20 protein-coding genes and 1 riboswitch are annotated in these 24,225 nt (G+C 68.2%); of the genes, 5 read left to right on the top strand and 15 right to left on the bottom strand.

The window, feature by feature from the left end; genetic code table 11:
* Positions 1–7: 7 nt before the first annotated feature.
* Entirely contained in the window at positions 8–4,111 is a 4,104-nt protein-coding gene (locus ACFOD4_RS00845) for a M10 family metallopeptidase C-terminal domain-containing protein (RefSeq protein WP_379592619.1), read from the bottom strand.
* Between the two features lie 186 nt (positions 4,112–4,297).
* Between ACFOD4_RS00845 and ACFOD4_RS00840 the strand changes: the two genes are divergently transcribed.
* The 3 genes from ACFOD4_RS00840 to ACFOD4_RS00830 all read left to right on the top strand — a co-directional run bounded on the left by ACFOD4_RS00840 (position 4,298) and on the right by ACFOD4_RS00830 (position 9,018).
* Complete coding sequence (locus tag ACFOD4_RS00840; RefSeq protein WP_379592617.1) at positions 4,298–5,530, top strand: serine hydrolase domain-containing protein; 1,233 nt, start codon at positions 4,298–4,300, stop codon at positions 5,528–5,530.
* A gap of 68 nt (positions 5,531–5,598) precedes the next feature.
* Positions 5,599–6,339 (top strand): SDR family NAD(P)-dependent oxidoreductase, encoded by a 741-nt coding sequence (locus ACFOD4_RS00835; protein WP_379592615.1) that lies wholly within the window; start codon positions 5,599–5,601, stop codon positions 6,337–6,339.
* 237 nt (positions 6,340–6,576) lie between these two features.
* The gene (locus ACFOD4_RS00830; protein ID WP_379592613.1) at positions 6,577–9,018 is read left to right on the top strand and encodes a helicase-related protein; all 2,442 of its coding nucleotides are present in this window, start codon (positions 6,577–6,579) and stop codon (positions 9,016–9,018) included.
* A gap of 151 nt (positions 9,019–9,169) precedes the next feature.
* Here ACFOD4_RS00830 and ACFOD4_RS00825 read toward each other — a convergent pair whose 3' ends face one another.
* The 5 genes from ACFOD4_RS00825 to ACFOD4_RS00805 form a co-directional block, all read right to left on the bottom strand.
* Positions 9,170–10,480 (bottom strand): carbohydrate porin, encoded by a 1,311-nt coding sequence (locus tag ACFOD4_RS00825; protein WP_379592611.1) that lies wholly within the window; start codon positions 10,478–10,480, stop codon positions 9,170–9,172.
* A gap of 79 nt (positions 10,481–10,559) precedes the next feature.
* Complete coding sequence (locus tag ACFOD4_RS00820) at positions 10,560–11,498, bottom strand: metal ABC transporter permease (RefSeq protein ID WP_379592609.1); 939 nt, start codon at positions 11,496–11,498, stop codon at positions 10,560–10,562.
* Positions 11,495–12,424: a metal ABC transporter permease gene (locus ACFOD4_RS00815; protein ID WP_379592607.1), complete on the bottom strand. Its 930-nt coding sequence runs from the start codon at positions 12,422–12,424 to the stop codon at positions 11,495–11,497. The genes ACFOD4_RS00820 and ACFOD4_RS00815 overlap by 4 nt, the downstream gene beginning before the upstream one ends.
* Entirely contained in the window at positions 12,421–13,194 is a 774-nt protein-coding gene (locus ACFOD4_RS00810; protein ID WP_379592605.1) for a metal ABC transporter ATP-binding protein, read from the bottom strand. The genes ACFOD4_RS00815 and ACFOD4_RS00810 overlap by 4 nt, the downstream gene beginning before the upstream one ends.
* Entirely contained in the window at positions 13,191–14,195 is a 1,005-nt protein-coding gene (locus tag ACFOD4_RS00805) for a metal ABC transporter solute-binding protein, Zn/Mn family (RefSeq protein ID WP_379592603.1), read from the bottom strand. The genes ACFOD4_RS00810 and ACFOD4_RS00805 overlap by 4 nt, the downstream gene beginning before the upstream one ends.
* 147 nt (positions 14,196–14,342) lie before the next feature.
* Between ACFOD4_RS00805 and mntR the strand changes: the two genes are divergently transcribed.
* Positions 14,343–14,825 carry a manganese-binding transcriptional regulator MntR gene (mntR, locus tag ACFOD4_RS00800; protein ID WP_379592600.1) on the top strand — a complete coding sequence of 161 codons (483 nt, stop codon included), beginning with the start codon at positions 14,343–14,345 and terminating at the stop codon, positions 14,823–14,825.
* A 68-nt stretch (positions 14,826–14,893) separates the two neighbouring features.
* On the opposite strand, the gene ACFOD4_RS00795 is transcribed toward mntR, so the two are convergent.
* On the bottom strand, positions 14,894–15,094 hold the full coding sequence (locus tag ACFOD4_RS00795) for a hypothetical protein (protein ID WP_379592598.1): 201 nt from the start codon (positions 15,092–15,094) through the stop codon (positions 14,894–14,896).
* A gap of 82 nt (positions 15,095–15,176) precedes the next feature.
* Positions 15,177–16,184: a threonine-phosphate decarboxylase CobD gene (gene cobD / locus ACFOD4_RS00790; protein ID WP_379592596.1), complete on the bottom strand. Its 1,008-nt coding sequence runs from the start codon at positions 16,182–16,184 to the stop codon at positions 15,177–15,179.
* 19 nt (positions 16,185–16,203) lie between these two features.
* Between cobD and cbiB the strand changes: the two genes are divergently transcribed.
* On the top strand, positions 16,204–17,178 hold the full coding sequence (cbiB, locus tag ACFOD4_RS00785; RefSeq protein ID WP_379592594.1) for an adenosylcobinamide-phosphate synthase CbiB: 975 nt from the start codon (positions 16,204–16,206) through the stop codon (positions 17,176–17,178).
* Between the two features lie 166 nt (positions 17,179–17,344).
* Here the strand turns inward: cbiB and ACFOD4_RS00780 are convergent, their stop codons facing one another.
* The 7 genes from ACFOD4_RS00780 to proV all read right to left on the bottom strand — a co-directional run bounded on the left by ACFOD4_RS00780 (position 17,345) and on the right by proV (position 23,523).
* The gene (locus ACFOD4_RS00780) at positions 17,345–18,805 is read right to left on the bottom strand and encodes a cobyric acid synthase (RefSeq protein WP_379592592.1); all 1,461 of its coding nucleotides are present in this window, start codon (positions 18,803–18,805) and stop codon (positions 17,345–17,347) included.
* Between the two features lie 19 nt (positions 18,806–18,824).
* Complete coding sequence (locus tag ACFOD4_RS00775) at positions 18,825–19,157, bottom strand: SMR family transporter (protein ID WP_379592590.1); 333 nt, start codon at positions 19,155–19,157, stop codon at positions 18,825–18,827.
* Complete coding sequence (gene cobO, locus ACFOD4_RS00770) at positions 19,157–19,762, bottom strand: cob(I)yrinic acid a,c-diamide adenosyltransferase (protein WP_379592588.1); 606 nt, start codon at positions 19,760–19,762, stop codon at positions 19,157–19,159. Before cobO ends, ACFOD4_RS00775 begins: the two co-directional genes overlap by 1 nt.
* Positions 19,759–20,268 (bottom strand): bifunctional adenosylcobinamide kinase/adenosylcobinamide-phosphate guanylyltransferase, encoded by a 510-nt coding sequence (cobU, locus tag ACFOD4_RS00765; protein WP_379592586.1) that lies wholly within the window; start codon positions 20,266–20,268, stop codon positions 19,759–19,761. Before cobU ends, cobO begins: the two co-directional genes overlap by 4 nt.
* An 86-nt stretch (positions 20,269–20,354) precedes the next feature.
* Positions 20,355–21,230 carry a glycine betaine ABC transporter substrate-binding protein gene (locus ACFOD4_RS00760; protein WP_379592584.1) on the bottom strand — a complete coding sequence of 292 codons (876 nt, stop codon included), beginning with the start codon at positions 21,228–21,230 and terminating at the stop codon, positions 20,355–20,357.
* A gap of 98 nt (positions 21,231–21,328) precedes the next feature.
* Entirely contained in the window at positions 21,329–22,264 is a 936-nt protein-coding gene (locus ACFOD4_RS00755; protein WP_379592582.1) for an ABC transporter permease, read from the bottom strand.
* A gap of 11 nt (positions 22,265–22,275) precedes the next feature.
* Positions 22,276–23,523: a glycine betaine/L-proline ABC transporter ATP-binding protein ProV gene (gene proV, locus ACFOD4_RS00750; protein ID WP_379592580.1), complete on the bottom strand. Its 1,248-nt coding sequence runs from the start codon at positions 23,521–23,523 to the stop codon at positions 22,276–22,278.
* 429 nt (positions 23,524–23,952) lie between these two features.
* Positions 23,953–24,162: riboswitch (cobalamin riboswitch) on the top strand.
* Positions 24,163–24,225 lie beyond the last annotated feature (63 nt).

Below are 24,225 nucleotides of genomic sequence, written 5' to 3'. Positions count from 1 at the left end.
CGCCAGCCTACAACGCCACGAAGTTCCAGGCTGCCAACGCGACCACGCCGGGCATGGCGATCTCGAAATCATAGGCCAGGTCGGCATCCACATTGCCGTAAAGCACGCCATCCGCGAAGCGCAGCTGCGCCGCCGCAGTGAAGGCTGCTCCACCGATGAAAATGAAGGCTTGGTCACCCGCCACGCTCAGGTTCGCGTCGATGCCGGACAGATCCAGCCGGTCCTCAGCCGGATTGAAGTCCGTGATGATGTCACGCTGGATGCCGCGCCCGACATCGCCATTGGCGAAAACAAAGATGTCCTGTCCGGCGCCGCCGGTCAGCGTGTCGGCGCCGGCTCCACCGACCAGCACGTCATTGCCGTCGCCGCCATCCAGGATGTCGTCGCCTTCATTGCCGTAGAGCAGGTCGTCGCCCCCCAGGCCGCGGAGCATGTCGTTGCCCTGCAGGCCACGGATGATGTCGCTGTTGCCGCGCCCGGTCAGCACATCATCCGTGGCGGTGCCGGTGAGCACCAGCGGAGGCGCCAGCACCAGCAGGCCCGATCCGGCGATGGTCTCCTCCAGCTGGCCGTGCAGACCGGTCAGGGTGATGGAACTGTCCGAGAAGCCGTCTCCATTGCTGTCGATCAGCAGCACCGAGCCTTGCTGCCGAACCTCGGCATCTCCCAGGCCGGTGAAGCCCGCCGTGCCGCGGAAGCTGCCGAACAGGCCCGCCAGATCCAGCACGTCTCCCGGTGCGAAATCCGTGACCGTGTCGAAGAAGGGCGAACGGAAATCGGCGCTGGTCCAGACGAAGCGGTCATTGCCGGCGCCCCCCGTCAGGATGTCGTTGCCTGGCCCGCCGTACAGAATGTCATCGCCTGCACCGCCATCGAGCCGGTCATTGCCGGCACCGCCGTAAAGCACGTCATTGCCGCCAAGACCCGAGATGATGTCGTTGCCTTCCCGCCCCGTCAGCGTATCGCCGCCAGCCGTGCCGGTCAGGACCAGGTCGGGCACCAGGCGCAGCAGGCCGGAGCCGGGGGCGGTTTCCTCCAGTGCCAGGATACCCCGCATCGTCAAGGCGGCATCGACAATCCCGTCGCCATTGCTGTCGATCTGAATGCCAGTTGCGGAGCCGGTGAAGTAACGCAGCTGCGGCGCGCCATTGGCGATAAAGGTCTGCTTGCCGATGAAGGTCAGCTTCAGCGCCGCCATGTCCAGGATGTCGCCCTGGCCGAAATCGTTGATCACGTCGCCGGCGACCTCTGCCACCGACAGGTAGCGGAAAATGTCGTTGCCTTCGCCACCGGACAGGTTGTCGGAGCCCAGGCCGCCGATCAGGATGTCGTCGCCGGCACCGCCCATCAGCCGGTCATCGCCATCGCCACCATAAAGGATGTCGTCACCTTCCTCGCCATAGAGGTAGTCCTGGCCGGCCTCGCCATAGAGGATGTCGTTGCCCGCGCCGCCCCGCAGCCGGTCGTCGCCGCCGCGGCCGTTGAGCACGTCATTGCCGGCTCCGCCGCTGATCAGGTCGTTGCCGGCGCCGCCGGTCAGTGTGTCGTTGCCGCTGCCGCCGCTGATGGTGCGATCGGGCGCCATGACCAGGATGCGTGACCCGGCCGAGGTTTCCTCCAGCGCGAAGTCGCCATCCATCTCCAGCACGTAGTCCGGCTGCAGATCGCCATTGATGTCGATGACCAGAAAGGTCTTGCCCTCGTCCCGTCCCAGGTAGGAGGACCAGACGGCGATTTCCGCCCCGGCGCCGGTGAAGCCGTCCACCGCCATCTTTAGGTCGGTCAGGGCCGCCAGATCGATCCGGTCTTCGGCGGAGAAGTCCAGAATGCGGTCGCCGGCGATTTCGGCCACTTCGCGGTAGCGGAACACATCGGCTCCCGCTCCCCCAATCAGCTGGTCGGCACCGAGCCCGCCATACAGCACGTCGTTTCCATCACCGCCATCCAGCACGTCGTCACCATCGCCACCGTACAGGACGTCATTGCCGGCCTCGCCGAAGAGGCGGTCGCCCCCCCCCTGACCATGGAGCGTGTCGTGACCCTCGCCGCCATAGATGAGGTCGTTGCCGGCGCCGCCGAACAGCGCGTTGTTGCCGTTGTCGCCGACCAGGGTCTGGCCTGAGATCAGCGTCAGGACCAGCGAGCCCCGCGACGTCTCGACCAGTGAGCCGGCGCCGTTCAGCATCACCGTCTGCTCGGCGATGCCATCGCCATTGCCGTCCACCAGCAGCATCACACCACCGGGGGTCTGCACCTGCCGTACCTCGGGCCGAACACCGCTGAAGACGGCGTCACCGACCCAGACCAGCCCGGAAGGGCCGATCAGCTGGATCCGGTCTTCCAGACTGAAATCGGTGATCACGTCGTTGCCCGGCCGGGAATCCGCCGCATCGATCACGAAGGTGTCGGCGCCGGGGCCACCGGTCATGATGTCGCTGCCGGGTCCGCCAATCAGGACGTCGTTGCCTTCGCCGCCTTCCAAGATGTCGTCGCCGGCACCGCCGTTGAGCACATCGTCGCCCGCATTGCCGACTAGCCGGTCATTGCCCGCACGGCCGTTCAGCACGTCGGCGCCGTTGCCGCCGAAGAGGGTGCGGTTCAGCGCCGGCCCCAGCAGCAGGTTGCCTACCACCCCTTCCTCCAGCACGCGGCCGCCGGCATCCACGCGCGCCGTGGCATCGGCGATGCCATCGCCATCGCTGTCCACCTGCAGCAGCCCGCCAGCAAAGCGGATCTCGGGACGCAGGCCGGAAAAGGGCGCATCGTCGATGAACACGAAGCCGGTCAGGCGGTTCAGGCTGATGGTGTCTCCCACCGCAAGGTCGGTGATATGGTCCCCATCCAGCTCGGCGGCGCTGTAGTAGCGGAAGATGTCGTTGCCGGGGCCGCCGGTCATCACATCGGCACCGAGGCCGCCCACCAGGATGTCGTTGCCGGCCCCGCCCAGCAGGATGTCGTCGCCATCGCCGCCCAACAGGGTGTCGTTGCCGGTGCCGCCATCCAGGATGTCGTTGCCGGTGCCGCCATCCAGCGTGTCGTCGCCGGCATCGCCGACCAGCCGGTCGTCACCGCCCAGCCCGCTGATGCGGTCATTGCCGGCACCACCCTCGATACGGTCGTTCGCTGCGCCGCCCACCAGCACGTCGTTGCCGGCGGTGCCGATCATGACGAGCGAATCGACCCGCATCAGCACGCCGCCGCCGACATCCTGCAGCTGCCCCGCCCCTGGCATGCGGAGCACGAAGTTGGCGCGACCATCGCCGTCCGTGTCCACCTCCAGCGTGTCGCCGGCCTGGCGTATCTGTCCCGGCACGCGGCTGAAGCTGGCATCCTGGATGAACTGCACGCCCTGGAGCGCCGAGAGATCGATCCGGTCGCCAGTGCCGAAATCCTCGATCACATCGCCAGCCATTTCAGCCAGATCGAGGTATCGGAAGGTGTCGTTACCCGCGCCGCCGATCAGCCGGTCCGCGCCCAGGCCGCCGATCAGCACGTCATCGCCATCGCCGCCGATCAGGGTATCGTCGCCGTCGTTACCGGACAGCACGTCATTGCCCGCGCCGCCATCCAGCTGGTCGTTCGCCACGCCACCCGCGAGCACATCGTTGCCGGCACCGCCGGTCTGCACCACCCGCATGGCCAGGATCAGGATGTTGGAGCCGTTGAAGGTTTCCGTCAGCCGCGGCGCACCGTCCAGTGTCAGGGTGATGTCGGCCACGCCGTAGCCGCGCGTGTCGAATTGCAAGGTGGCGTAGCCGAGCCCGTGCACGATCCGGTATTCGCCGGGCATCCCGCTGAAGCTGCGCGTGCCGATAAAGGTGATGCCGGCGATGGCCGACAGGTCGATCCGGTCGCCGGCACCGAAATCGACAATCCGGTCCAGGTGAATCTCGGCCAAGGTCATGTAGCGGAAGGTGTCGTTCCCGGCACCGCCATGCAGCGTATCCGCCCCCGGTCCGCCGATCAGCACATCATCGCCGTCGCCGCCGGAGAGGATGTCGGCACCGGCCCCACCTTCAAGGACATCGTTGCCCGCCAGCCCCTGAAGCGTGTCGTCCCCCGCCGTGCCGACGAGCCGGTCCGCCCCGGTGGTTCCCACAAAAACAGCCATCCTGACCTGCCGCCCGACGATTTTGTTCAGAGTACGACGCGCCTTCTGCGCACCGGCAGCGATGGATATACCACACATTATCTACTTTTTGGTTTCTAACTGTATCTTGACCGCACTCCGCCGCCCCTCGACGGGCTGCGCCGCCCGTTCCAGAATCGGCCCGGTCATCCCAACGGAGCGTCCTTCATGATCAGGCCCGCCCTTTTTCCGTCCGGCGATCCGGCCCAGCTCGGCCTTTGCCCGACGCGGCTTTCCGCAGTGACGCGATGGGCGGAGCGGCAGGTGCAGGAGGATCGGCTGGCGGGGCTGGTGACGCTGGTGGCCCGGCGTGGCGAGGTCGCCCTGCTGGACGCCACAGGGCTGGCGGATCTGGAGCGCGGCACGCCGATGGCGGCGGACACCATCTTCCGCATCTATTCCATGACAAAGCCGATCACGAGCCTGGCCGTCCTGATGCTGTACGAGGAGGGGCGCTTCCAGCTGGACGACCCGATCACCCGCTTTCTGCCCTGCTTCCGCGACATGCGGGTGGCAGTGGGCGGAGCGCGGGGCAAGATCGACACGGTACCGGCCGAGCGGGATATCACCTTCCGCGACCTGCTGACCCACACCTCCGGCCTGACCTACGGCTTCATGCAATCGACGCTGGTGGACGCGCTCTACCGCGAGCGCGGCGTCGATTTCCAGATCGCCGAAACCAGCTTGGCCGAGGTCGTGGAGCAGGCCGCCACCCTGCCGCTGATCGCCCAGCCGGGGCGGGAATGGAACTACAGCATCGCCACGGACGTGCTGGGCCATCTGGTGGCCTTGATCTCCGGCCAGAGCTTCGAGGCCTTCCTGCGCGACCGCATCCTGGCGCCGCTTGGCATGCGGGATACGGGCTTCCATGTGCCGGAGGCCGACCACCGGCGTCTCTCCGCCAATTACATCCGCGCTCCGGAAGGCGGGTTGGAACTGATCGACGATCCTTCCATGAGTCCCTATCGCCGCCCTCGCAGCGTCTGCTCAGGCGGCGGCGGTCTGGTGTCCACCGCTGCCGATTACTGGCGCTTCTGCCAGCTGATGCTGAACAAGGGCGAGCTGGACGGCATTCGCCTGCTGGGCCGCAAGACGGCCGAGCTGATGACCAGCAACCACCTGCGCGGCGACATGGCGGCGATGGGCCAGCCGCGCTGGTCCGAGACCACTGCCGAGGGCATCGGCTTCGGCCTCGGCTTTTCCGTCATGCTCGACCCCGCACGGGCACAGATCATCGGCACGCCGGGTGAATATGCCTGGGGCGGGGCCGCCTCCACCGCCTTCTGGATCGACCCGGCTGAGGATATGGCCGTTATCCTGATGACGCAGCTCATGCCCTCCTCGACCTGGCCGCTGCGACGGGAGCTCAGGGTGCTGACCTACCAGGCGGTGATCGATTGATGGCGCCGCGGTCGCCGGGCGGCAGCAATGCCCCTATGATGGGCGCTTCCGCAGGAAAGGCCGCCGCCATGTCCGACACGCCCCGCACCTTGTTGCTGACAGGCGCCAGCCGCGGCATCGGCCACGCCACGGTGAAGCTGTTCCAGGAACGCGGCTGGCGCGTGCTCACCGTGTCGCGGCAACCCTTCTCGGAGGAGTGCCGCTGGCCCGGGGCCCGCTGGGGCCATATCCAGGCCGATCTGGCGGATCTCGGCGGCATCGATACGCTGGTGGCCGAGGTCCGCTCACGCATCGGGGCGGCGCCGCTGCACGCCTTGGTGAACAATGCCGGCATCTCGCCCAAGGGACCTGATGGCAGCCGCCTCGGCATCGCCGCCACCGACGCGGCCGCCTGGACCCATGTGCTGAACGTCAACCTGATATCCACGGCTCTGCTGGCCCGCGCGCTGCTGCCGGAATTGGAAGCGGCGAAAGGCGCCATCGTCAACGTCACCTCCATCGCCGGCTCGCGCGTGCACCCTTTCGCCGGCGTGGCCTATGCGGCATCCAAGGCAGGGCTTGCGTCGCTGACCCGTGAATTCGCTCATGAATTCGGCCCGCGCGGCGTACGCGCCAACGCCATCGCGCCGGGCGAGATCCGCACCGCCATCCTGTCCCCCGGCACGGACGAACTGGTGCGAGACATCGTGCCCCTGGCCCGGCTCGGCGAGGCGCGCGAAGTGGCGGAAACCATCCACTTCCTTTGCTCGGAAGCCTCCTCCTACATCAACGGGGCGGAGATCCACATCAATGGCGGGCAGCACGTCTGACGGCACGTCGGCCGCAATATGGCCATGCCAAGCCGGGATCCGGCTTCAGTTTGGCTCCTGGCCGCATGGACGATGCGGTTGGAGGATTTCAACTCGTCGCCGGAGGTCATGGACCTCCATGTGCAACGTGCTCAAGGCGGTTGATGCCGCAAACGGGGATGGCTCAACCATTCCAGCTTCTTTCTGCCCGCGCTCTTCATTGGCGCAACCCCCTGCCTTTCCGCTAATTGCTGGCACATGAGCGAAGAATTCGACGCGCCTTCCAATCCGGCCGAGGCGGCGATCCTGGCTTCCGGCCTGCGGGTCGAGCAACGGGAGATGCCGCAACTGGTCCGCCGCGTGGCGCGCAAGCTACCGGCCGATGCGGAGGTGATCCGGGCCGAACTGGTGGCGATTCGCCGCAAGTTCTGGTCTCGCGCGGCGATGGAGATGGCCAACCGGGCGGGCCAATCCTGGGTGCGCAAATCCGACGCCGAGGCGGCGGCCAAGCGACTCGACGACCCGGAGGCCACGCCGCGCGCCCTGCGCCTGGCGTTGGACGAGGCGGTGGCCGAGCGGCTGCGCAACACCGCCGACACGGCCGACGCCACGCTGGAAATCGTGTCCGGAGAGCAGACGGAGGAAGGCCGCCCCCTTTCCGGTGAGCGCCAGGCCGCGCTGGCCCAGGCGGTGGCCGAGGCGCACGGTCTGAGCACGGCGGCGGCGGCGGAGTTCGTGCTGCGGGCCGAGCGCGCCGCGGAACGGCGGCGGCAGGATCTGCGCAGCGCCGAGAAAGCTGCGCGCGACAAGCGTCGGGAGGAGGTGACGCGCCTCCGCGCCTGGGAAAAGAGCCTGGTCGGGATCGAGGGCATCCCGGCGCTGCTCTATTGCTCGAACCGGGAAGCGCTGCGCTGGGTTTCCGCTGGATTGATCCCCGTTGCCCGCAAGATTCGCGGGCCCAAGGGCGGGCGGGAGCTGTGGCAGTTCGACCCGGTCGAAGTGGCCGCACTGCGCCCCGAGGTGCAGGGCTGGCGTGCCGCCGAGCAGATGGCCGAACGGGGTGCGGACCGAGGCCCCGAACGTCACCCGCGCGAGCGCCCGGCGGCGCGCTCCGAGGAGCGGGAACGCCCCGACCGTGAGCGCCGCGACCGCCCCGTCAACCTGACCCGCGCCGCTGCCCTTGCCGGACGTGGCAGCAAGGAATCCAACCAGGCCGTAGCGCGGGCCGCGGCGCTGGACCGCTATGCCGCGCATTTTGCGACTGCGCGGGCGATGATCCGGCGCATCACGATCGTCACAGGCCCTACCAACAGCGGCAAAAGCCACATGGCGCTGGACCGGCTGGCTTCCTCCAAAAGCGGCATGGCCCTGGCGCCGCTGCGTCTCCTGGCGCATGAGTTCCGGGAGGCCCTGGCATCCCGCGGCGTCGAGGCGTCGCTGGCCACAGGCGAGGAGCGCATTCCTGTTCACGGGTCGCACCACCTGGCGGCCACCGTGGAGATGTGCCCCTTCCACAACCCCGTCGACGTGGCGCTGATCGACGAGGCGCAGCTGCTGCATGACCGCGACCGTGGCGCCGCATGGACCGCCGCCATCATGGGCGTGCCGGCGCGCGAGGTGTTCGTTCTCGGCGCCCCCGAATGCATCCCGATGGTCAAACGCATCGCGGAGCTTTGCGGCGACGAGGTCGAGGAAATCTCGCTGGAGCGCAAGAGCCCGCTGCATGCCGCCAAGGGGCCGGTACGGTTCGGCGAGCTGCGCGCCGGCGACGCCATTGTCGCCTTTTCCCGCCGCGACGTGATGGACCTGCGCGAGGAGCTGGTGAAGCGCGGCCGCAAGGTGGCCGTGGTGTACGGCGCCTTGTCGCCCGAGGTGCGCCGTGCCGAGGCTGCCCGCTTCCGCAATGGCGAGGCCGACCTGATCGTGGCGACCGATGCCATCGGCATGGGGCTCAACCTGCCCATCCGCCGCGTCATCTTCTCCGCCCTGCAGAAGTTCGACGGCGAGGAGCGGCGCGAGCTGAACAGCCAGGAGGTCAAGCAGATCGGCGGCCGTGCCGGGCGCTTTGGCCACCACGAGGGTGGCGTTGTTGCCGTGCTCGCCGGCAAGGGCGACCCCTCCTTCATCGAGACCATGCTGACCATGCCCGCCCGCGCGCCGGATGAGCTCCGCCCGCAAGTGCAGCCCGATTCCGAGATCGTCGCCGCAGTGGCCGCCGAGATCGGCACGGACAGCCTGTTCGGCGTGCTGGCCCGCATCCAGCGCGCCGTGCTGCGAAAGGATGACCCGAATTATCGCCTGGCCGATCTGACGCAATGCATGGCCATCGCCTCGGCCATCGACGGCGTCAGCGGCCTGTCGCTGCTGGACCGCTGGACCTATGCCCTCTGTCCGGTGGATGAGCGGGACAACGGCATCACCCGCCTGGCGCAATGGGCGGTGGAGCATGGCGCTGGCCGTCCCGTCCGCCCGCCCCTTGCCGGGCGTCTGCCTCCGCCTGACCGCGCCAGTGGCGAGGAACTGCAGCGCGCCGAGAAGATCCACAAGCGGCTGGTGGCCTGGCGCTGGATGGCACTGCGCTTTGCCGCCGCCTACCCGGACTTCACCGAGGCCGAGGAAGAAACCGATCGGCTTGATAGTTGGATTGAGGACGTGCTGCGCCAGCAGCGCCGGACCAAGGCGGCGAACCGCGCGGCCTGAAGTCCGGAGTGCCTCGTCGCGGACCTGCCATCGCTGAAGGTCATGAGTTCCCTGGCCGCTCAGGGCGGGAAAGGCGTTGGAGTCAGGCTCCGCTGTGGCTCGAGCACCTCAGGGTCTTTCTTCCCTGAGGTGGTTCAATCAGCCCCGAACCTCAAAAATCCACCTGGAGGCGCGCCCCCAGCAGCAGCGCGTCCCGCAACTTCCGACCAGTCTCCTCGCTGGCCTCGCCGGCGGCGGGGTGGATGTACCACTGTGCCACCGGGCGCAGATGCACCGGCCCCACAGGCAGGTCGTAATTCACCTCGATCACCGTTTCATGCGTGCGAGCCGGGCGGAACGGGTCGGTGAAGGCTTGGCGGTCCTTGTCCAGCAGGCGGGCATCGCGGCCGATGCGGGCGTGCGAAGCACCAAGGGACACCGTCTCCTCCTTGCGGCCGAAGGGACCAACCCAGGCCACGCCGGCATCGACTTGCAGCGACACGGCATTACGGTCAGCAGGCTGCCAGAAGATGCGGCCGAAAGCGCCCAGGCTCTGCCCTTCACCGCGCCAGAGGGTGACCTCGCCGATGCCGTAAAGCCCCTCATTATGCCCGTAGCGGCGCGGCTCGCCGCTGGTGGCGGGACTGGCCAAGGAAAGCCCATCCCCGTCCCGGCGCTGCGAGTCAAAGCCGCCATTGTGATACCAGAAGCCCAGCTTGCCGACCCACGGGCGGGGCCCTTCCTCCCGGGCCGAAGCACCGGTCACGGCCTCCGCGATCATGAAGGCACCGCCCGCCGTGCTGAAGTTCGTGCCATAGCGGTTGTGGCGCTCCGGATCCGTTTCCTCCCCATACCGGCCGCCGGGGTCACCAGAGAACAGGCCGAACCGCAGTCCTGTTCCTTCACCGGGCTCCCCGATGGCCAGCCGGACGCCGGGTGCGGCGAGGGGATAGGCGGCGCCGCCGGAAGGCAGGTTCTCCTCCAGCGACAAGGGCCAGCCAAAGGCGTCACTCACAAAGTTGGCGGCGATGTCGGCGACCGCGAACTCGCTATCGGCTGCGAGCTGCCCGATGCGAAGGGAGCCCCATCCGGAAACCTCGCGCTGCATCCACACTTCGTTCAGCCGCACTGCCGAGAGCGCCTCAATGCTGCTGGGCTGCGCCAGGGAACCGGTCAGTGCCTGTCCTGGCTGCTTGCCCCAGATGCCGTAAGCACTGGTCCCGATGCTCCAGCCCTGCAGTCCGGCCACGCGGCCCAGATCGGCCAGCAGGCCCAGCTTCAACTGGCTGGCCGCCGACACATCCCGGTTCACGCCGCCGCGCAAACTGCCAAAGCCATCCACGGTCAGCCCGGCGCTCACGCAAAGGCCGGAGGCCAGGCTGTGGCCGTTCTCGCAGGCATCCTGCGCCACCGCTTCCTGCGCCCGGCCCGGCGCCGCCGGCAACACGGCCAGCCCGGCCAGCAGCACCGCCCATCCCTTCATCGCCAATCCTCCCACATGCGGGACCCCTTACCGCGTCAGAACTCCGCCGGTGGTGCCGCAAGGCCGCATGGATGGAATTTCAGGCAATGGAAAGGCGAGAGCGTCGGTGGCCATAAAGGCCGAAGGTCCAGGCAAGCGCCAGCATCAGCGCGGCTACAACGGCCATCATCCCCGCCGCATTCAGCCCATGCGACAAGCCCAGCATCAGCGGGACGGCAATGGCCGCGGCATAGCCTCCCGCACCCATCGCCAGCGCGGCGACGCCGGACAGCAGGAACTGCCGACGGTAATCATCGGTCAGCAGCCGGGCGATGGCAGGCGGAGCGATCAGCGCGGCGATGACCAGGATCGAACCGACTGCCCAGAATGCAGCGACGCAGGCGGTCGACACCAGCACCAGAACCACCAGCGACAGGCCGCGCGGCGCAAAGCCGATGCTGGCGGCGAAGTCCGGATCGAAGGCGGCAAGACGCAACTCCTTCCACAACAGCGCCAGACCGCCGAGCACAAAGGCCAGCACCCCGGCCAGCAGCCGCGTCTCCTGTGGCAGGTCCGATAGTGCGGCCGGGTCCAGCAGCGAGGCCGGCCCGGTTGCCGCTGGCCAGATCAATGCCTCCAACTGGCCGAAAAGCACGCAATCCACGTCGAGGTCCACAGCCCGCGCACCCGTCACCTCCATCATCACCAGCCCGAGCGCGAAGCAGCCGGAAAATACCACGCCCATGGCCGCCCCCGCTTCCAGCCGCGCCAGCCGTCGTACCAGGGCAATCAGCAGCGCGGCGGTGATCGCGGCCAGCATGGCGCCCAGCACCATGGGCAGGGTTGCGCGCGTGCCGGTGACGGCGAAGCCCAGCACCAGCCCCGGCAGCACGGAATGGCTGACTGCGTCGCCCAGCAGGCTCTGCCGGGTCAGCAACAGCAGGTTGCCGAGCAGCCCGCAGGCCAGGCAGGCCATCACCGCCGCGAGCAGCGCCGCGAAATCCAGCTGCAGAAACAGGGTCATGGTGCCTTCGCTCACCGGGCCGCCTCCAGCAATTCGCGCCGCAACCGCCGCTGCCGCAAGGTAAAGGCGACCACGCCCCGCGCGGGAGCAAACACCAGCGCCAGGGCGAACAGCGCGCAGGCCGTCAGCGCGATGGTGGCGCCGGTGGGCAGGCCAGGCACCGTGGCAGACAACCCTGCCCCGAACCAGGAGGCGAAGGCGCCGAGCAGCGCCGCCAGCGGAACCATTACCGGCAGCCGCTCGGTCAGCAGCTTGGCAGTGGCGGCCGGCACCACCATCAGCGCCACCACCAGGATCAGCCCGATGGCGCGCAGCCCAGCCACTGTCACCGCCAGCATCAACGCCAGCAAGGCAAGGTCCAGTGCCCGAACCGGCAGGCCGATGGAGGATGCAAAGCCACGGTCGAAGCAGATCAGGGCCAGCGGCCGGAACAGCGCCGCAAGCACCAGCAAGGACAGCAGGGCCAGTCCCGCGATCAGCAGAGCGTCCGACTGGCTCATCCCCGCCGCCTGGCCGAGAATGAAGCCGCCAAGCCCCGCCTGACCGCCCACCGGCAGCGACTGCACCACGGACAGCAGCGCGACGCCGATGCCAAAGCCCAGCGAGATCACCAGCGCCATGGCGGCATCGTCGCGGAGCCTTCCACCGCGCGTAAGTCCTCCAGCGATCAGCACGCCCAGCGTTGCGCTGGCGGCGGCGCCGGCCAGAAGCAGCGGCAGGGAACGTGGGTTCCAGCCCAGCCCCGCTGCCAGGATGAAGGCAAGGCACAGTCCCGGAAGCGTGGCATGGGCCGCAGCATCGGCGATCAGCGCCCGGCCGCGCAGCAGCACGAAGCAGCCCAGCGCGCCGGCCGCCAGGCCAAAGGCGGCGCAGCCCAGTGCGACCATGCGTGCATTATGCCCGCCGGACAGGGTCAGCGCCGCCACCAGGGCATCCATCATGCCGCAACCGTTTCCCGCCGCAGCGCATCCCGCTCCAGCAGCGGCAGGCGGCCGCCATAGGTGAGGGCGAGGTTGTCCGGCGTGAAGGTGTCCCGCATCGGCCCGGCGGCGATCAGCCGTGCGTTCAGCAGGCAGACATGACTGAAATATTCCGGCGCCGTGGCCAGGTCGTGATGCACGGCGATCACCGCGCGCCCTTCCCGTGCCAGGCGGCGCAGCACGTCCATGATGGTGGCCTCGGTCGCCGCATCGACGCCGGCGAATGGCTCGTCCATCAGGTAGAGATCGGCCTCCAGCGCCAGGGCGCGGGCCAGGAAGACGCGCTGCTGCTGCCCACCGGAAAGCTGTCCGATCTGGCGATCTGCGAAGTCGGCCATGCCGACCTCGGCGAGGAAGGCGCGGGCATGCTCCCGCTCTGCACGCGGCAGGGGGCGGAACCAGCCGGCGCGCGGGTAGCGGCCCATCGCTGCCACCTGCAGCGCGCTGGCCGGAAAATCCCAGTCCACGCTGGCACGCTGCGGCAGATAGCCGATGCGCCGCCGCGCTGCCTTCAGATCCTGACCGAAGAATTGCACTTCGCCGGCGAGGCGCGGCACCAGCCCCAGCGCCGCCTTCAGCAGCGTGGACTTGCCCGCCCCGTTCGGCCCCACGATGGCGGTGAGGCCGGCAGCCGGCGCCGTCCAGTTCACCCGCGTCAACACCGGCGCCTCGCGATAAGCGACGGAAAGCTCCTTCACCTCCAGTGAAGCGGCACTCCCGGCGGGGTTCATCGCGCGGCCAGCTTTCCGGCGAAGCCGCCTGGCGGCACGTCCTCGCCCAGGGCGCGGGCGATGGTGGTGACGTTGTGGTCGATCATGCCGGGATAGGTGCCCTCATAGCTGCCGGGTGCACCCATGGCGTCGGAGAACAATTCTCCGCCGATCGCCACCTCATGCCCGCGGGCGCGCGCACCTTCGACCAGGGCGCGGATGTTGCGGTCGGAAACGGAGCTTTCCACGAACACGGCGGGAATTCGCCGGCTGGCCAGCACGCCCACCAGATGCTCGATCTGCCGGATGCCGGCCTCGGATTCGGTGGACAGACCCTGGATGCCCATGACCTCGATGCCATAGCGGCGGGCGAAATAGCCGAAGGCGTCATGCGCGGTGACCAGCACGCGGCGTTCGGCGGGGATGCCTGCAATGGTGCGCGCGGCCCACGCATCCAGCGCCGTCAGATCCGTCTGCAGCCGGATCAGGTTGGCGGCAAACACCGCTTGCCCGGCGGGATCGGCCGCGGACAATTGCCGCGCGATCACGGCGGCGACCTCGGTCCAGGCCCGCGGGTCCATCCAGAGATGCGGGTCGGGTTGCCCTGCTGCCCCGTCCGGCACCAGCAGCATGTCGCGCGGCACCGCCTCGGCCACGGCGTGCACCGGCTTGCCGCTACGCCCGACACGCTCGAAGGCCTCCGTCATCTGCCCTTCCAGCAGCAGGCCATTGTAGAGCACGAGGTCGGACTGCAGCAGCCGCGCCACGTCCTGCCGTGTCGGCTTGTAGAGATGCGGGTCCACGCCCTCGCCCATCAGCACGGTGAGCGCGATGCGGTCCCCGCCGATGCGCCGCGCCAGGTCGCCGATCATCGCGGTGGTGGCCAGCACCTTGAGCGGCGCGCCGCCGCCTCCCTGCGCCACCGCCCGCAGCGGCAAGGCCAGCGGAGCAGCCAGGGCAACGGACAGCAGGGCGCGCCGGGCCAGGAGCGGTCCGGCGGAGGCGGGGTCGCGATCAGACATGAACATGCTTCCTGCTCGATGTGGCACCGTGAATGATTGGAAACTTTCGCCTTACCTTCAAGCACAATCTGTATGATGAAGCCAAGGCTACATTTTGCGCCGCCATGCCCCCGATGCTAAACGCCGCACATCATTGAAGGTCACGCCATGCGCCCAGAGGACCGCGCCGAGGATGAGGAAGATGGCTCGGCCATCGCCGAATTCCTGCCCGCCGAGGCCGGCGGAGACGCGGCACAGGAAGCCGCCCGGCACGCTTCCGCGCGCTCGGCCCGGGCCAGCGCCCTCCTGCATGACTATGTGGAGCTGATCGACGACCTTCTCTCGGCCGAGGGCGAGGCGCGGCCGACCGATATCGCACGCCGCCTGGGCGTTTCACATGCCACGGCCATCAAGGCGGTGTCACGGCTGAAGCGCGAAGGGCTGGCACATTCCAAGCCCTATCGCGGCGTGTTCCTGACTGATGCGGGACGCAGGCTGGCGGCCGAGGTCCGGGCGCGGCACCGCGTCGTGGTGGACCTGCTACGGGCACTGGGCGTGCCGGAGGATGTGGCGGAGATCGATGCCGAAGGCATCGAGCACCATGTCAGCGACGAGACGCTGAAGGCTTTCGAGCGGTTCCTGGGCCGATAAGGCCGCTGCCTGGCCCGCAGGTTCGGTCCAGCGGTGCACAGGCAGGCATGACCCGCCTGCTAGCAGCTTCACCGCCTTTGCTGCGCCCTAGCCTCCTGCCGGCGCAGGCGCCCGGGTAAGGGCGTGCGCTCCGCATCCTCCAGGTCCAGCCGATCGATCACGCGAGCGATCTCTCCCTGTTGCAGGTCGGTGCGGCTGTCGCGCGCCGTGCGATGCGCGGCCATCAGTGCGACAAGATGCAGCGTGCCGCCGGATCGGTGGTGGAACATGGCGGGATCTCCCTGTCCAAAGCCATGCGAGAGCGTAAACGCAATTGCGACTAACTCGCAATATATGGTGGCGATTTCTTCCTCAGCCGAGCGCCGCCTCCAGACGCGCCCAGGCGGCAGCATTGCCTGGCATACCGAAACGCAGCCATGACGGCCGATGGGAAAAGCACCGCACCAGGATGCCCGCCTGCCCCAGGCGGTCGAACCAAGCGGGACCATTGCCCTGAACCAGACGAAACAGCCGCGTGCCGCCCAGCACGCGCAGCCCGGCGGCGGATAGCAGCGCATCCAGCTGCACCGCATCTTGCGCCAGACGCACGGAGGCCGCTCGCCGCCACGCTGCATCGTCCAAAGCTGCAACACCAATGGCAATCGCCGGACCGGACACGGCCCAAGGTCCGAGCGCCGCGCGGATCGCCGCAACCCGTTCCGGCGCCGCCAGCGCGAAGCCCAGCCTGAGACCGGCCAGCCCGTAACTCTTGCCGAAGGAGCGCAGCAGCAGCAGCCCTGGATGCGGCAGCAAGCCGGAGCATCCGGTTTGCTCTTCTTCCAGATCCGCGAAAGCTTCGTCCACCACCAGCAGCCCGCCCCGCGCCGCGCAGCGGTCCGCGAGGGCCTGCAGCATCGCCGGAGAATGCCACCGGCCATCCGGGTTGTTCGGGTTGCACACTACCACCGCCGCGGCGTCATCCAGTGCCGAAGCGTTCTCCACCTCCCGCACAAGGCTTCCCGCCGCGCGCCAGCAAGCCGCATGCTCGGCATAGGTCGGCCCCAGGATGGAGATTTCCCGCTGGGGAAAAAGGCGTGGCAGAAGCTGGATCAGCAGTTGCGTTCCCGGGGCGGCTGCGATCATGGCGGCATCCGCAACGCCATAGGCCTTCGCGGCCGCCTGGCGCAGCGCCTGCTCCTCTCCCGGTTCCGGCAGCCGGGCCCAGGCGGCCGGCGGCAGCGCGGGCACCGGCCAGGGCACGGGGTTGATGCCGGTGGAAAGATCGATGAACGGCTCCGGCGCGCCGGGAAACCGTGCCCGCGCCTGTTGCAGCCGTCCACCATGTTCCAGTTCCGCCACGCCCATGCTACCGCCCACCATCCGGCTTCCTTCGCAGGCGATGCCTCCGCTGTCCACGTTCTTGCTGATCCTGTCCGGTGCGCTGCTGATCGAGGCCGCCGCCGGCTATCCCCCTGCCCTGTTCCGCGCCATCCGCCACCCCGTGGTGTGGATGGGCACGCTGATCGGCGCGCTGGACCGGCGATGGAACGACCCTGCCCTTTCCTTTGCCCGGCGCCGGTGGCGCGGCGTGGCTGCGCTGCTGGTTCTCCTGACGGCCACCAGCCTGCCTGCCGCCGCATTGCAATGCACGCTGGCCGGGTCGGCCGCCGGTCTCGCCCTGCTGGCACTGCTGGCCGCGACCCTGCCCGCCCAGCGCAGCCTGCACGACCATGTGCTCGCCGTCGCCAAGGGGTTGGAGCGCGGCGGGCTGGAAAGCGGCCGCGCGGCCGTCTCCATGATCGTGGGCCGGAACCCTGCCGCGCTGGACGAGGCGGGCGTCTGCCGCGCCGCCATTGAGAGCCTGGCCGAGAACTTCTCCGACGGTGTCACCGCCCCCGCCTTCTGGTGCGGCATGGCCGGTCTGCCGGGCATCCTCGCCTACAAGGCCGTCAACACGGCCGACAGCATGATCGGCCATCGCACGCCGCGCCACGAGGCCTATGGCTGGGCTGCCGCCCGGCTGGACGACTGGGTGAACCTGCCTGCCTCCCGACTTTCGGCGCTGTGGATCGTTCTGGCGGCGGCGGTAACCCCAGGCGTCAGTTCGCGCAGCGCCTTGCGGGCGGTGCAACGCGACGCCCGGCATCACCGGTCGCCCAATGCCGGCTGGCCCGAGGCGGCCATGGCCGGCGCGCTGGGGCTGCGGCTTGCCGGGCCGCGCATCTATGGCGAGACCCGCGTCGAGGATCGCTGGATGGGGGATGGCCGTGCCGAGGCCGGCGCTGCCGATCTGCGCCGGGCATTGAGGCTTTACCGGCGTGCCTGCGGGTTGCAGGTCGCGGCGGTTGTTGCCGGCGCAGCATTTCTGTTCTGAAGGAGGTCCGGGCGGCACCATACCCTTCGAAATCTCGCCTTCAATGTGGACGGATGCCGGAGGCAGATTCACGATCCGCAAGGGACGCGGCCGCGGCCGTCGCATGACCTCCGGCGCAGCCAGGACGGAAATATCGGGGTCAGATGGCCCGACCTTCCGGCAAAGGTCAGGGGGTGGCACCCCCTGCCCGCGCGATCCGCAGAATGGCCTCCACATCCAGATGCTGTTCCAGATGCTGGGCCAGCCCGTCCAGCGCGGCCTCCACCGCCGCCTCATGCGCATGGCCATCGCTGGCCGCACCCAGGCGATGCAGCCAGGCCGCACGCTGCCGGTCGTCGGCGAAGAAGCCGTGCAGGTAGCTGCCTGCCACGAGGCCGTCGGCGGAAACGGCACCGTCCACCCGGCCATCGTCAAGGCGCAGCAGCGGGCGGGCGCAATCGGCGCCGCTCGTCTGCCCGACATGCATCTCGTAGCCATGGAAGGGCACACCGTCGGCCAGCGTGGCGCCCTGGACGCGGGCTAAGCGCTTTTCCCCTCCCAGCACGGTGTCGATCTCCAGCAGGCCGAGGCCAGCCACGCGATCCGGCGGACCCTCGATGCCGTCCGGGTCGGCGACGAAGCGGCCAAGCATCTGATAGCCGCCGCACAGGCCCAGGATCCGTCCACCACGGCGGCGATGCGCCAGGATGTCGGTGTCCCAGCCTTCGGCACGCAGCGCGGCGAGATCGGCGATGGTGGCCTTCGATCCCGGCAGCAGAACAAGGTCCACATCGCCCGGCAGCGGGACGCCGGGGCGCAGCAGGATCAGTTCCACCTCGGGCTCGGCCGCCAAAGGGTCGAGATCATCGAAATTGCTGATGCGCGGCAGCACCGGCACCGCGATGCGGCAACGCGTCCCTGCGCGACGCGGCGCGTTGGCGAGATCCTGCGCGTCCTCAGCCGGCAGGCGGCGAGCGTCGTCGAAGAAGGGTACCAGCCCGAGCGATGCCCAGCCGGTGCGGGAGGCAATCTGCGCCATGCCGGCGGCGAAGAGCGTCGGGTCCCCGCGCATCCGGTTGACGATGAAGCCGCGCACCAGCGCAGCGTCGGCGGGGTCCAGCACGGCCTTCGTCCCCACCAGCGAGGCGATGACGCCGCCACGGTCGATATCGCCGATCACCACCACCGGCGTGTCCGTCGCCCGAGCGAAGCCCATATTGGCGATGTCGCCGGCGCGCAGGTTGATTTCCGAGGCGCTGCCCGCGCCTTCCACCAGCACGATCTCGGCTTCTTCGCGCAACCGAGCGAAGCTGTGAAGCACGAAGGGCATGAGCGACGGCTTCATCATCTGGTACTCGCGCGCGCGCGCCGTGGCATGGATGCGCCCCTGCACCACCACCTGCGCCCCGGTCTCGCTCTGCGGCTTGAGCAGCACGGGGTTCATGTGGATCCCGGGCAGGACGCCGCAGGCGCGGGCCTGCAATGCCTGGGCGCGGCCGATCTCGCCGCCCTCTTCCGTCACCGCTGCGTTGTTCGACATGTTCTGCGGCTTGAAAGGCCGAACCGCGTGGCCGCGCAGCACCAGTGCCCGTGCCAAGCCCGCCACCAGCAGGGACTTGCCGACCGAGGAGCCCGTGCCCTGAAACATGATCGCAGCCCCGGGCACTTCAGTGGCTCACCGATTTCGAGAAGACGTTGACCACCACAACACCCGCGATGATGAGGCCGAGGCCGATCATCGCCGGCCCGTCCAGCGCCTGCCGGAACCAAAACCACCCCACTGCCGAGATCAGCACGATGCCGACCCCGGACCAGATGGCATAGGCGATGCCGGTGGGGATGGTTTTCAGCGTGATGGACAGGAAGAAGAAGGCGATGCCGTAGCCCACCACGGTGATCGCCGTGGGGGCCAGGCGCGTGAAGCCGTCGCTCGCCTTCAGCGCCGAGGTGGCGATGACCTCGGCGATGATGGCGACGCCGAGCGCCAGATAGGCGTTCATCAGAACTCGATGCCTTGCTGCGCCTTCACTCCGGCAGCGAAATGGTGCTTCACCGCCTTCATCTCGGTGACCGTATCAGCGACGTCGAGCAGCGCCTGCGGCGCGTTGCGGCCGGTGACCACCACATGCAGAGCCGCGGGACGCGCCGCCAGCCCCGACAGCACTTCCTCCAGTGGAATGTAGTCGTAGCGCAGCGCGATGCAGAGCTCGTCCAGCACCAGCAGGCCGAGCGCAGGGTCGGCCATCATGCGCATCGCCTGCTCCCAGGCGCGACGCGCGGCGGCAATGTCGCGCGCCTTGTCCTGCGTTTCCCAGGTGAAGCCCTCGCCCATGCTGTGCCATTCCAGCATGGCATAGGCCTCCAGCAATCCGCGCTCGCCCGTGCTCCAGGCGCCCTTGATGAACTGCACCACGCCAACCTTGCGGCCTCGCCCCAGCATGCGTAGCGCCAAGCCGAAGGCGGCGGTGGACTTGCCCTTGCCGGAACCGGTGTGGACCATCAGCAGGCCCTTCTCGATGGTTTTTCCGGCAACCTCGGCATCCTGCACGGCCTTGCGCTTCGCCATCTTCTCTCGGTGGCGCGCGGCGTCGTCCTCGTCCGTCATGGCTTTCCCTTCAGCACCAGCGGCAAACCGGCCGCGACGAAATGAACGGAGGCGGCGCGCGCCGCCACTTCCTGGTTCAACACTCCCGCCGCGTCGCGGAAGCGGCGGGCCAGCGCGTTCTCCGGCACGATGCCGAGCCCGACCTCATTGGCCACCAGAACCGTGGGACCTGCGCGGGCGGCAAGCGCATCGTGCAGCCCGACGGTTGCGGCGGCGATGTCGCGGTCACCCAGCATCAGATTGGTCAGCCACAACGTCAGGCAATCGACCAGCGCCGGGCGCGGCCCCGCTTCCTCCAACGCCGCGGGCAGGTCCAGCGGCCCGTCGATCGTGACCCATTCTGCCCCCCGGCGCGCGCGGTGCTCCGAGATGCGGGCGCGCATCTCCTCGTCCCAGGCTTCGGCCGTGGCGATGTAGGCCCATGGGGCGGTATGGCGGGCGATCAGCGCCTCGGCATGGCGGGACTTGCCGGAACGCGCGCCCCCCAGGACCAGGGTGTAGCTCATGCCCGGAGCGTTAGCCGAGGCCACCGGAATGCGAAAGGCCGGGCGCGTCTCCGCACCCGGCCCCATTCACCCGTTCAGGCGGAGGCTCAGCCGGCGAACCAGCCATCCACGCGGCTGCCATGCTCCTCGATGTACTTGGCAACGGCGGCGTCCTGGCTGTCTTCCTGCGCCACCAACATGCCGGCTTCCAGCTCCTCCAGCGGCAGGTGCAGCTTGGACAGGAAGGCGGCCACTTCCGGACGGTCCTGCTTCAGCCCCGGGCGGCCCAGTCCGATCACCTCTTCCGCGGCGCCGAGGGCATCCTGCGGATCGGCCAGGTAGCGCAGGTCGTACTTGCCGAACATCCAGTGCGGGCTCCAGGCGGTGGCGACGATCCAGTTCTTGCCCCGCATCTGCCGGTTCACCATGGACAGCATGGCGGCCTCGGAGGATTCCTGCAGCGTGTAGTCGAGGCCATAGGCCTTGATCGCATCCTGCGACAACCGGGTCAGCCCGGCGCCCGGCTCGATGCCCTGGATGCGGCCGTTCAGCTTCCCACGCACCTCGGGCTTTGCCAGGTCGGCGATCGATGCCAGTTCGCTTTCCGGCACATAGGCTGGCACCACCCAGCCAAGCTTCGCACCGTCATAGACGGTGCCGAGGCGCTCCACCTTGCCCTCGACCCGCTTGTAGTAATCGGCATGGGTTTGCGGCAGCCAGCACATCAGCATGGCGTCCACATCGCCGCGCGTAAGGCCCTGATAGAGCGGCGCGACGTCGGTCTGCACCAGCTCAACCTTCGTGCCGAGCCTGTCCTGGATCAACCTGGCCGCAAGGCGCGTGACGAACTCCGCATCGGCCCACGGCGCGAAGCCGAGCTTGATGGGCTGGCCCTGCGCCCGGGCGGGCCGGAAGCCGGTGACCAGGCCGGCGGCGAGACCGGCGCCGGCGGTGAGAAGCTGCCGCTTTTTCATGCTGATCATGCGTTGGTGTCCTTCGACATTGGGGCGCGGCCTTGCGGCGCGTCCGGAAACAGACAGGAAGAGATGAATGGCGGGGAACATGGGCCCCCGCCGCGAGATCAGGCCTTGGGCGCCACCAGCGTCCCGCTCGCCTCGGCCTTCTGGTCATCCTTCTGGGCAGCGCCCGAGGAAGCAAAGGCGGCGAAGAGGCGCTTGACGCTGAAGCCCTGCGACTGGCCGCTGAAGCTCTGGGTGATGCGGTCGAGCAACACGGCCAGGATCACCACGGCGAGCCCGCCCTCGAAGCCGGTCCCGACATCGAGCCGCTGGATGCCGGTGAGCACCGTGTTGCCGAGACCGCCGGCGCCGATCATGGAGGCAATCACCACCATCGACAGCGACAGCATGATGGTCTGGTTCACCCCCGCCATGATGGAGGGCAGAGCGTTGGGGATCTGCACCTTCATCAGCAGCTGCATGGGCGTGCAGCCGAAGGCCTCGCCGGCCTCGATGAACTCGTGATGCACCTGGCGGATGCCAAGATTGGTCAGGCGCACCACCGGCGGCATGGCGAAGATCACGGTCGCGATCGTGCCCGGCACGGCACCAAGGCCGAAAAACATCGCCGCCGGGATCAGGTAGACGAAGGCCGGCATGGTCTGCATCAGGTCAAGCGCGGGGCGCGCGATCATCTGCACCGTGTTGGAGCGCGCCATGCCGATGCCGAGCGGAATGCCCACCAGCATGGCGATGCCGGTGGCGGCCAGCACCAGCGCCAGCGTCTCCATCATCCGGTCCCAAAGCCCCATGCTGATGGTCAGCAGCAGGGCAGCCACGGCGAAGGCGGCAAATTTCCAGCCTACGCGCCACAGCGCCAGCAGCGCGATGACAGCGATCACAACTGCGGCCGGCGCGCCGGTCAAACCGTCGCGGAACGCATCGGTCACGAAGCCGATCACCGCCGCAATGGCATCCAGCAGCGGCGTGAAATGGTCGAGCGTGAAGTTGACGACGGCATCGGCACCCTGGCCAATGCCGAGATTGAAGTCCTGCATCGGGGGAGTCCTCAGTTGCCGGTACGGTCGAGCGTCTGCAGCAGCGCCGACTTGCTGATGGAACCGAGGTAGCGCTGGTCCTCATCAACCACGGGCACGGGGTGCGGGCTGTCCGCCACACGGCCGATCACATCCGACAGGGTGTCGCTCGCCGCGATGGGTTCCACATCCGGCAGGATCGCCTTGTTGTAGGGATCGGGCGACGCTCCCCGCGCCGCGGCGGCCAGCGAATCCACGGACACCATGCCATGGTACTTCTTGTCACGTCCCACCACGATGGCGACGTCGCGATCGTGCTGGCGCATCCGCTCCAGCGCCGCGGGCACGGCCATTCCGCGCCGCTCGATCAGCGTCACCTGGGTGTTGCGGGCGATGTCGCCGGCGCGGAACACCTGGGACACGTCGACATTGCGGAAGAACGAGCGAACATAGTCGTTCGCCGGGTTCATCACGATTTCGTCCGGCGTGCCGACCTGCACAACCCGGCCGTGCTGCATGATGGCGATGCGGTCGCCAATGCGCATCGCCTCGTCCAGGTCGTGGCTGACAAAGACAATGGTGCGGCTGTGCTCGTTCTGCAGACGGAGCAGCTCGTCCTGCATCTCGGTGCGGATCAGCGGGTCGAGGGCCGAGAAGGCCTCATCCATCAGCAGCACGGTGGGCTCGCTCGCGAGGGCGCGGGCGAGGCCGACGCGCTGCTTCATGCCTCCCGAGAGCTGGTCCGGCTTGCTGTCGGCATAGGCGACCAGGCCCACCCCTTCCAACGCGGCACGACCCTTGGCCTGGCGTTCCGCCAACGGCACGCCGGCGACCTCCAGCCCGAAAGCGGCGTTTTCCAGCACGGTACGATTGGGCAGCAGGGCGAAGGATTGGAACACCATGCTGAGATCGGAGCGGCGGATGGCCGTCAGCTCAGCACGGGACATCTTCGTGATGTCACGGCCATCGATCAGGATTTCGCCGGCGGTTGGCTCGATCAGCCGGTTGATCAGGCGCAGCAATGTGGACTTGCCGGAGCCAGACAGGCCCATGATGACGAAGATCTCGCCGGCACGGATCTCGAAATCGGCCTTGTCGACGCCGACGGTGCAGCCGGTCTGGGCATGGATTTCGGCCTTGTCGCGGCCTTCGTGCACCATCTGCATCGCAGTGTCGGAGCGGTCGCCAAACACCTTGTAAACGTTGCGGATCGCAATCTTCACTTGCGGAACGGCGTCATCGCCGGCCGCCGTGTTGGGGGTCGGGGTCAATTGGTCCATGATCCTCATGGGCGACGGCCCGCCTGCGGGGCCGCGGCACCTCCATTAGGGTTACGGGTTGGCCATCGGTCGGTTTCCCGGTCCGGAGCCGGAGTGCTGGATCTGCCTTCATAAGGCCACAATTTTGATCGGCACCCAAGTTGGCTCGTTGCCTAAAGCATCGCAGGGTCGATGTCCACCCTTAACGAAATCGAGCCCGGCGCATCACGAAAGAATCTACAGATATTGAAACCTATAGTAGAGATTCGGCGCCCCTGCACAGCAAGTATTCATTAGGAGAATACTCACTGGTCTGGCAATTTGATTTTCTATTTCGCTCATCTCTTGCGTATGTATTCAGGACATTAAGCCAAGAACTCGGCACAGCAGCCACAGTTTCAGCTGGGCCTTCGCGCCTTACGTCCGGTTTGACACCCGCCCCCATGGCCGCCTACCACCATGGCGGATGGTCCCTCTGGCAACAGGGGGCGAAGAGGGAATGCGGTGCGGGGTTCGCCCCCAGGCCGCGGCTGCCCCCGCAACTGTAGGCGGAGAGCACCCCGGACACAGGCCACTGGCCCCGCCATGCGGAGCTGGGAAGGCGACCGGGGGGCGCCAGGATCCGCGAGCCAGGAGACCTGCCATCCACCATTGGATCGTGCCACCGGGCGGGGTGCCCCGGCGGGCGGCGATGGGCCCGGGCATCCACCCCCGGGCACTATC

This window comes from Teichococcus globiformis, assembly GCF_042646265.1.
In the GTDB taxonomy this organism is placed as follows: domain Bacteria; phylum Pseudomonadota; class Alphaproteobacteria; order Acetobacterales; family Acetobacteraceae; genus Pseudoroseomonas; species Pseudoroseomonas globiformis.
Note: the sequence above shows the minus strand (reverse complement) of the source record. Positions and strands in the feature narration are given on the sequence as shown.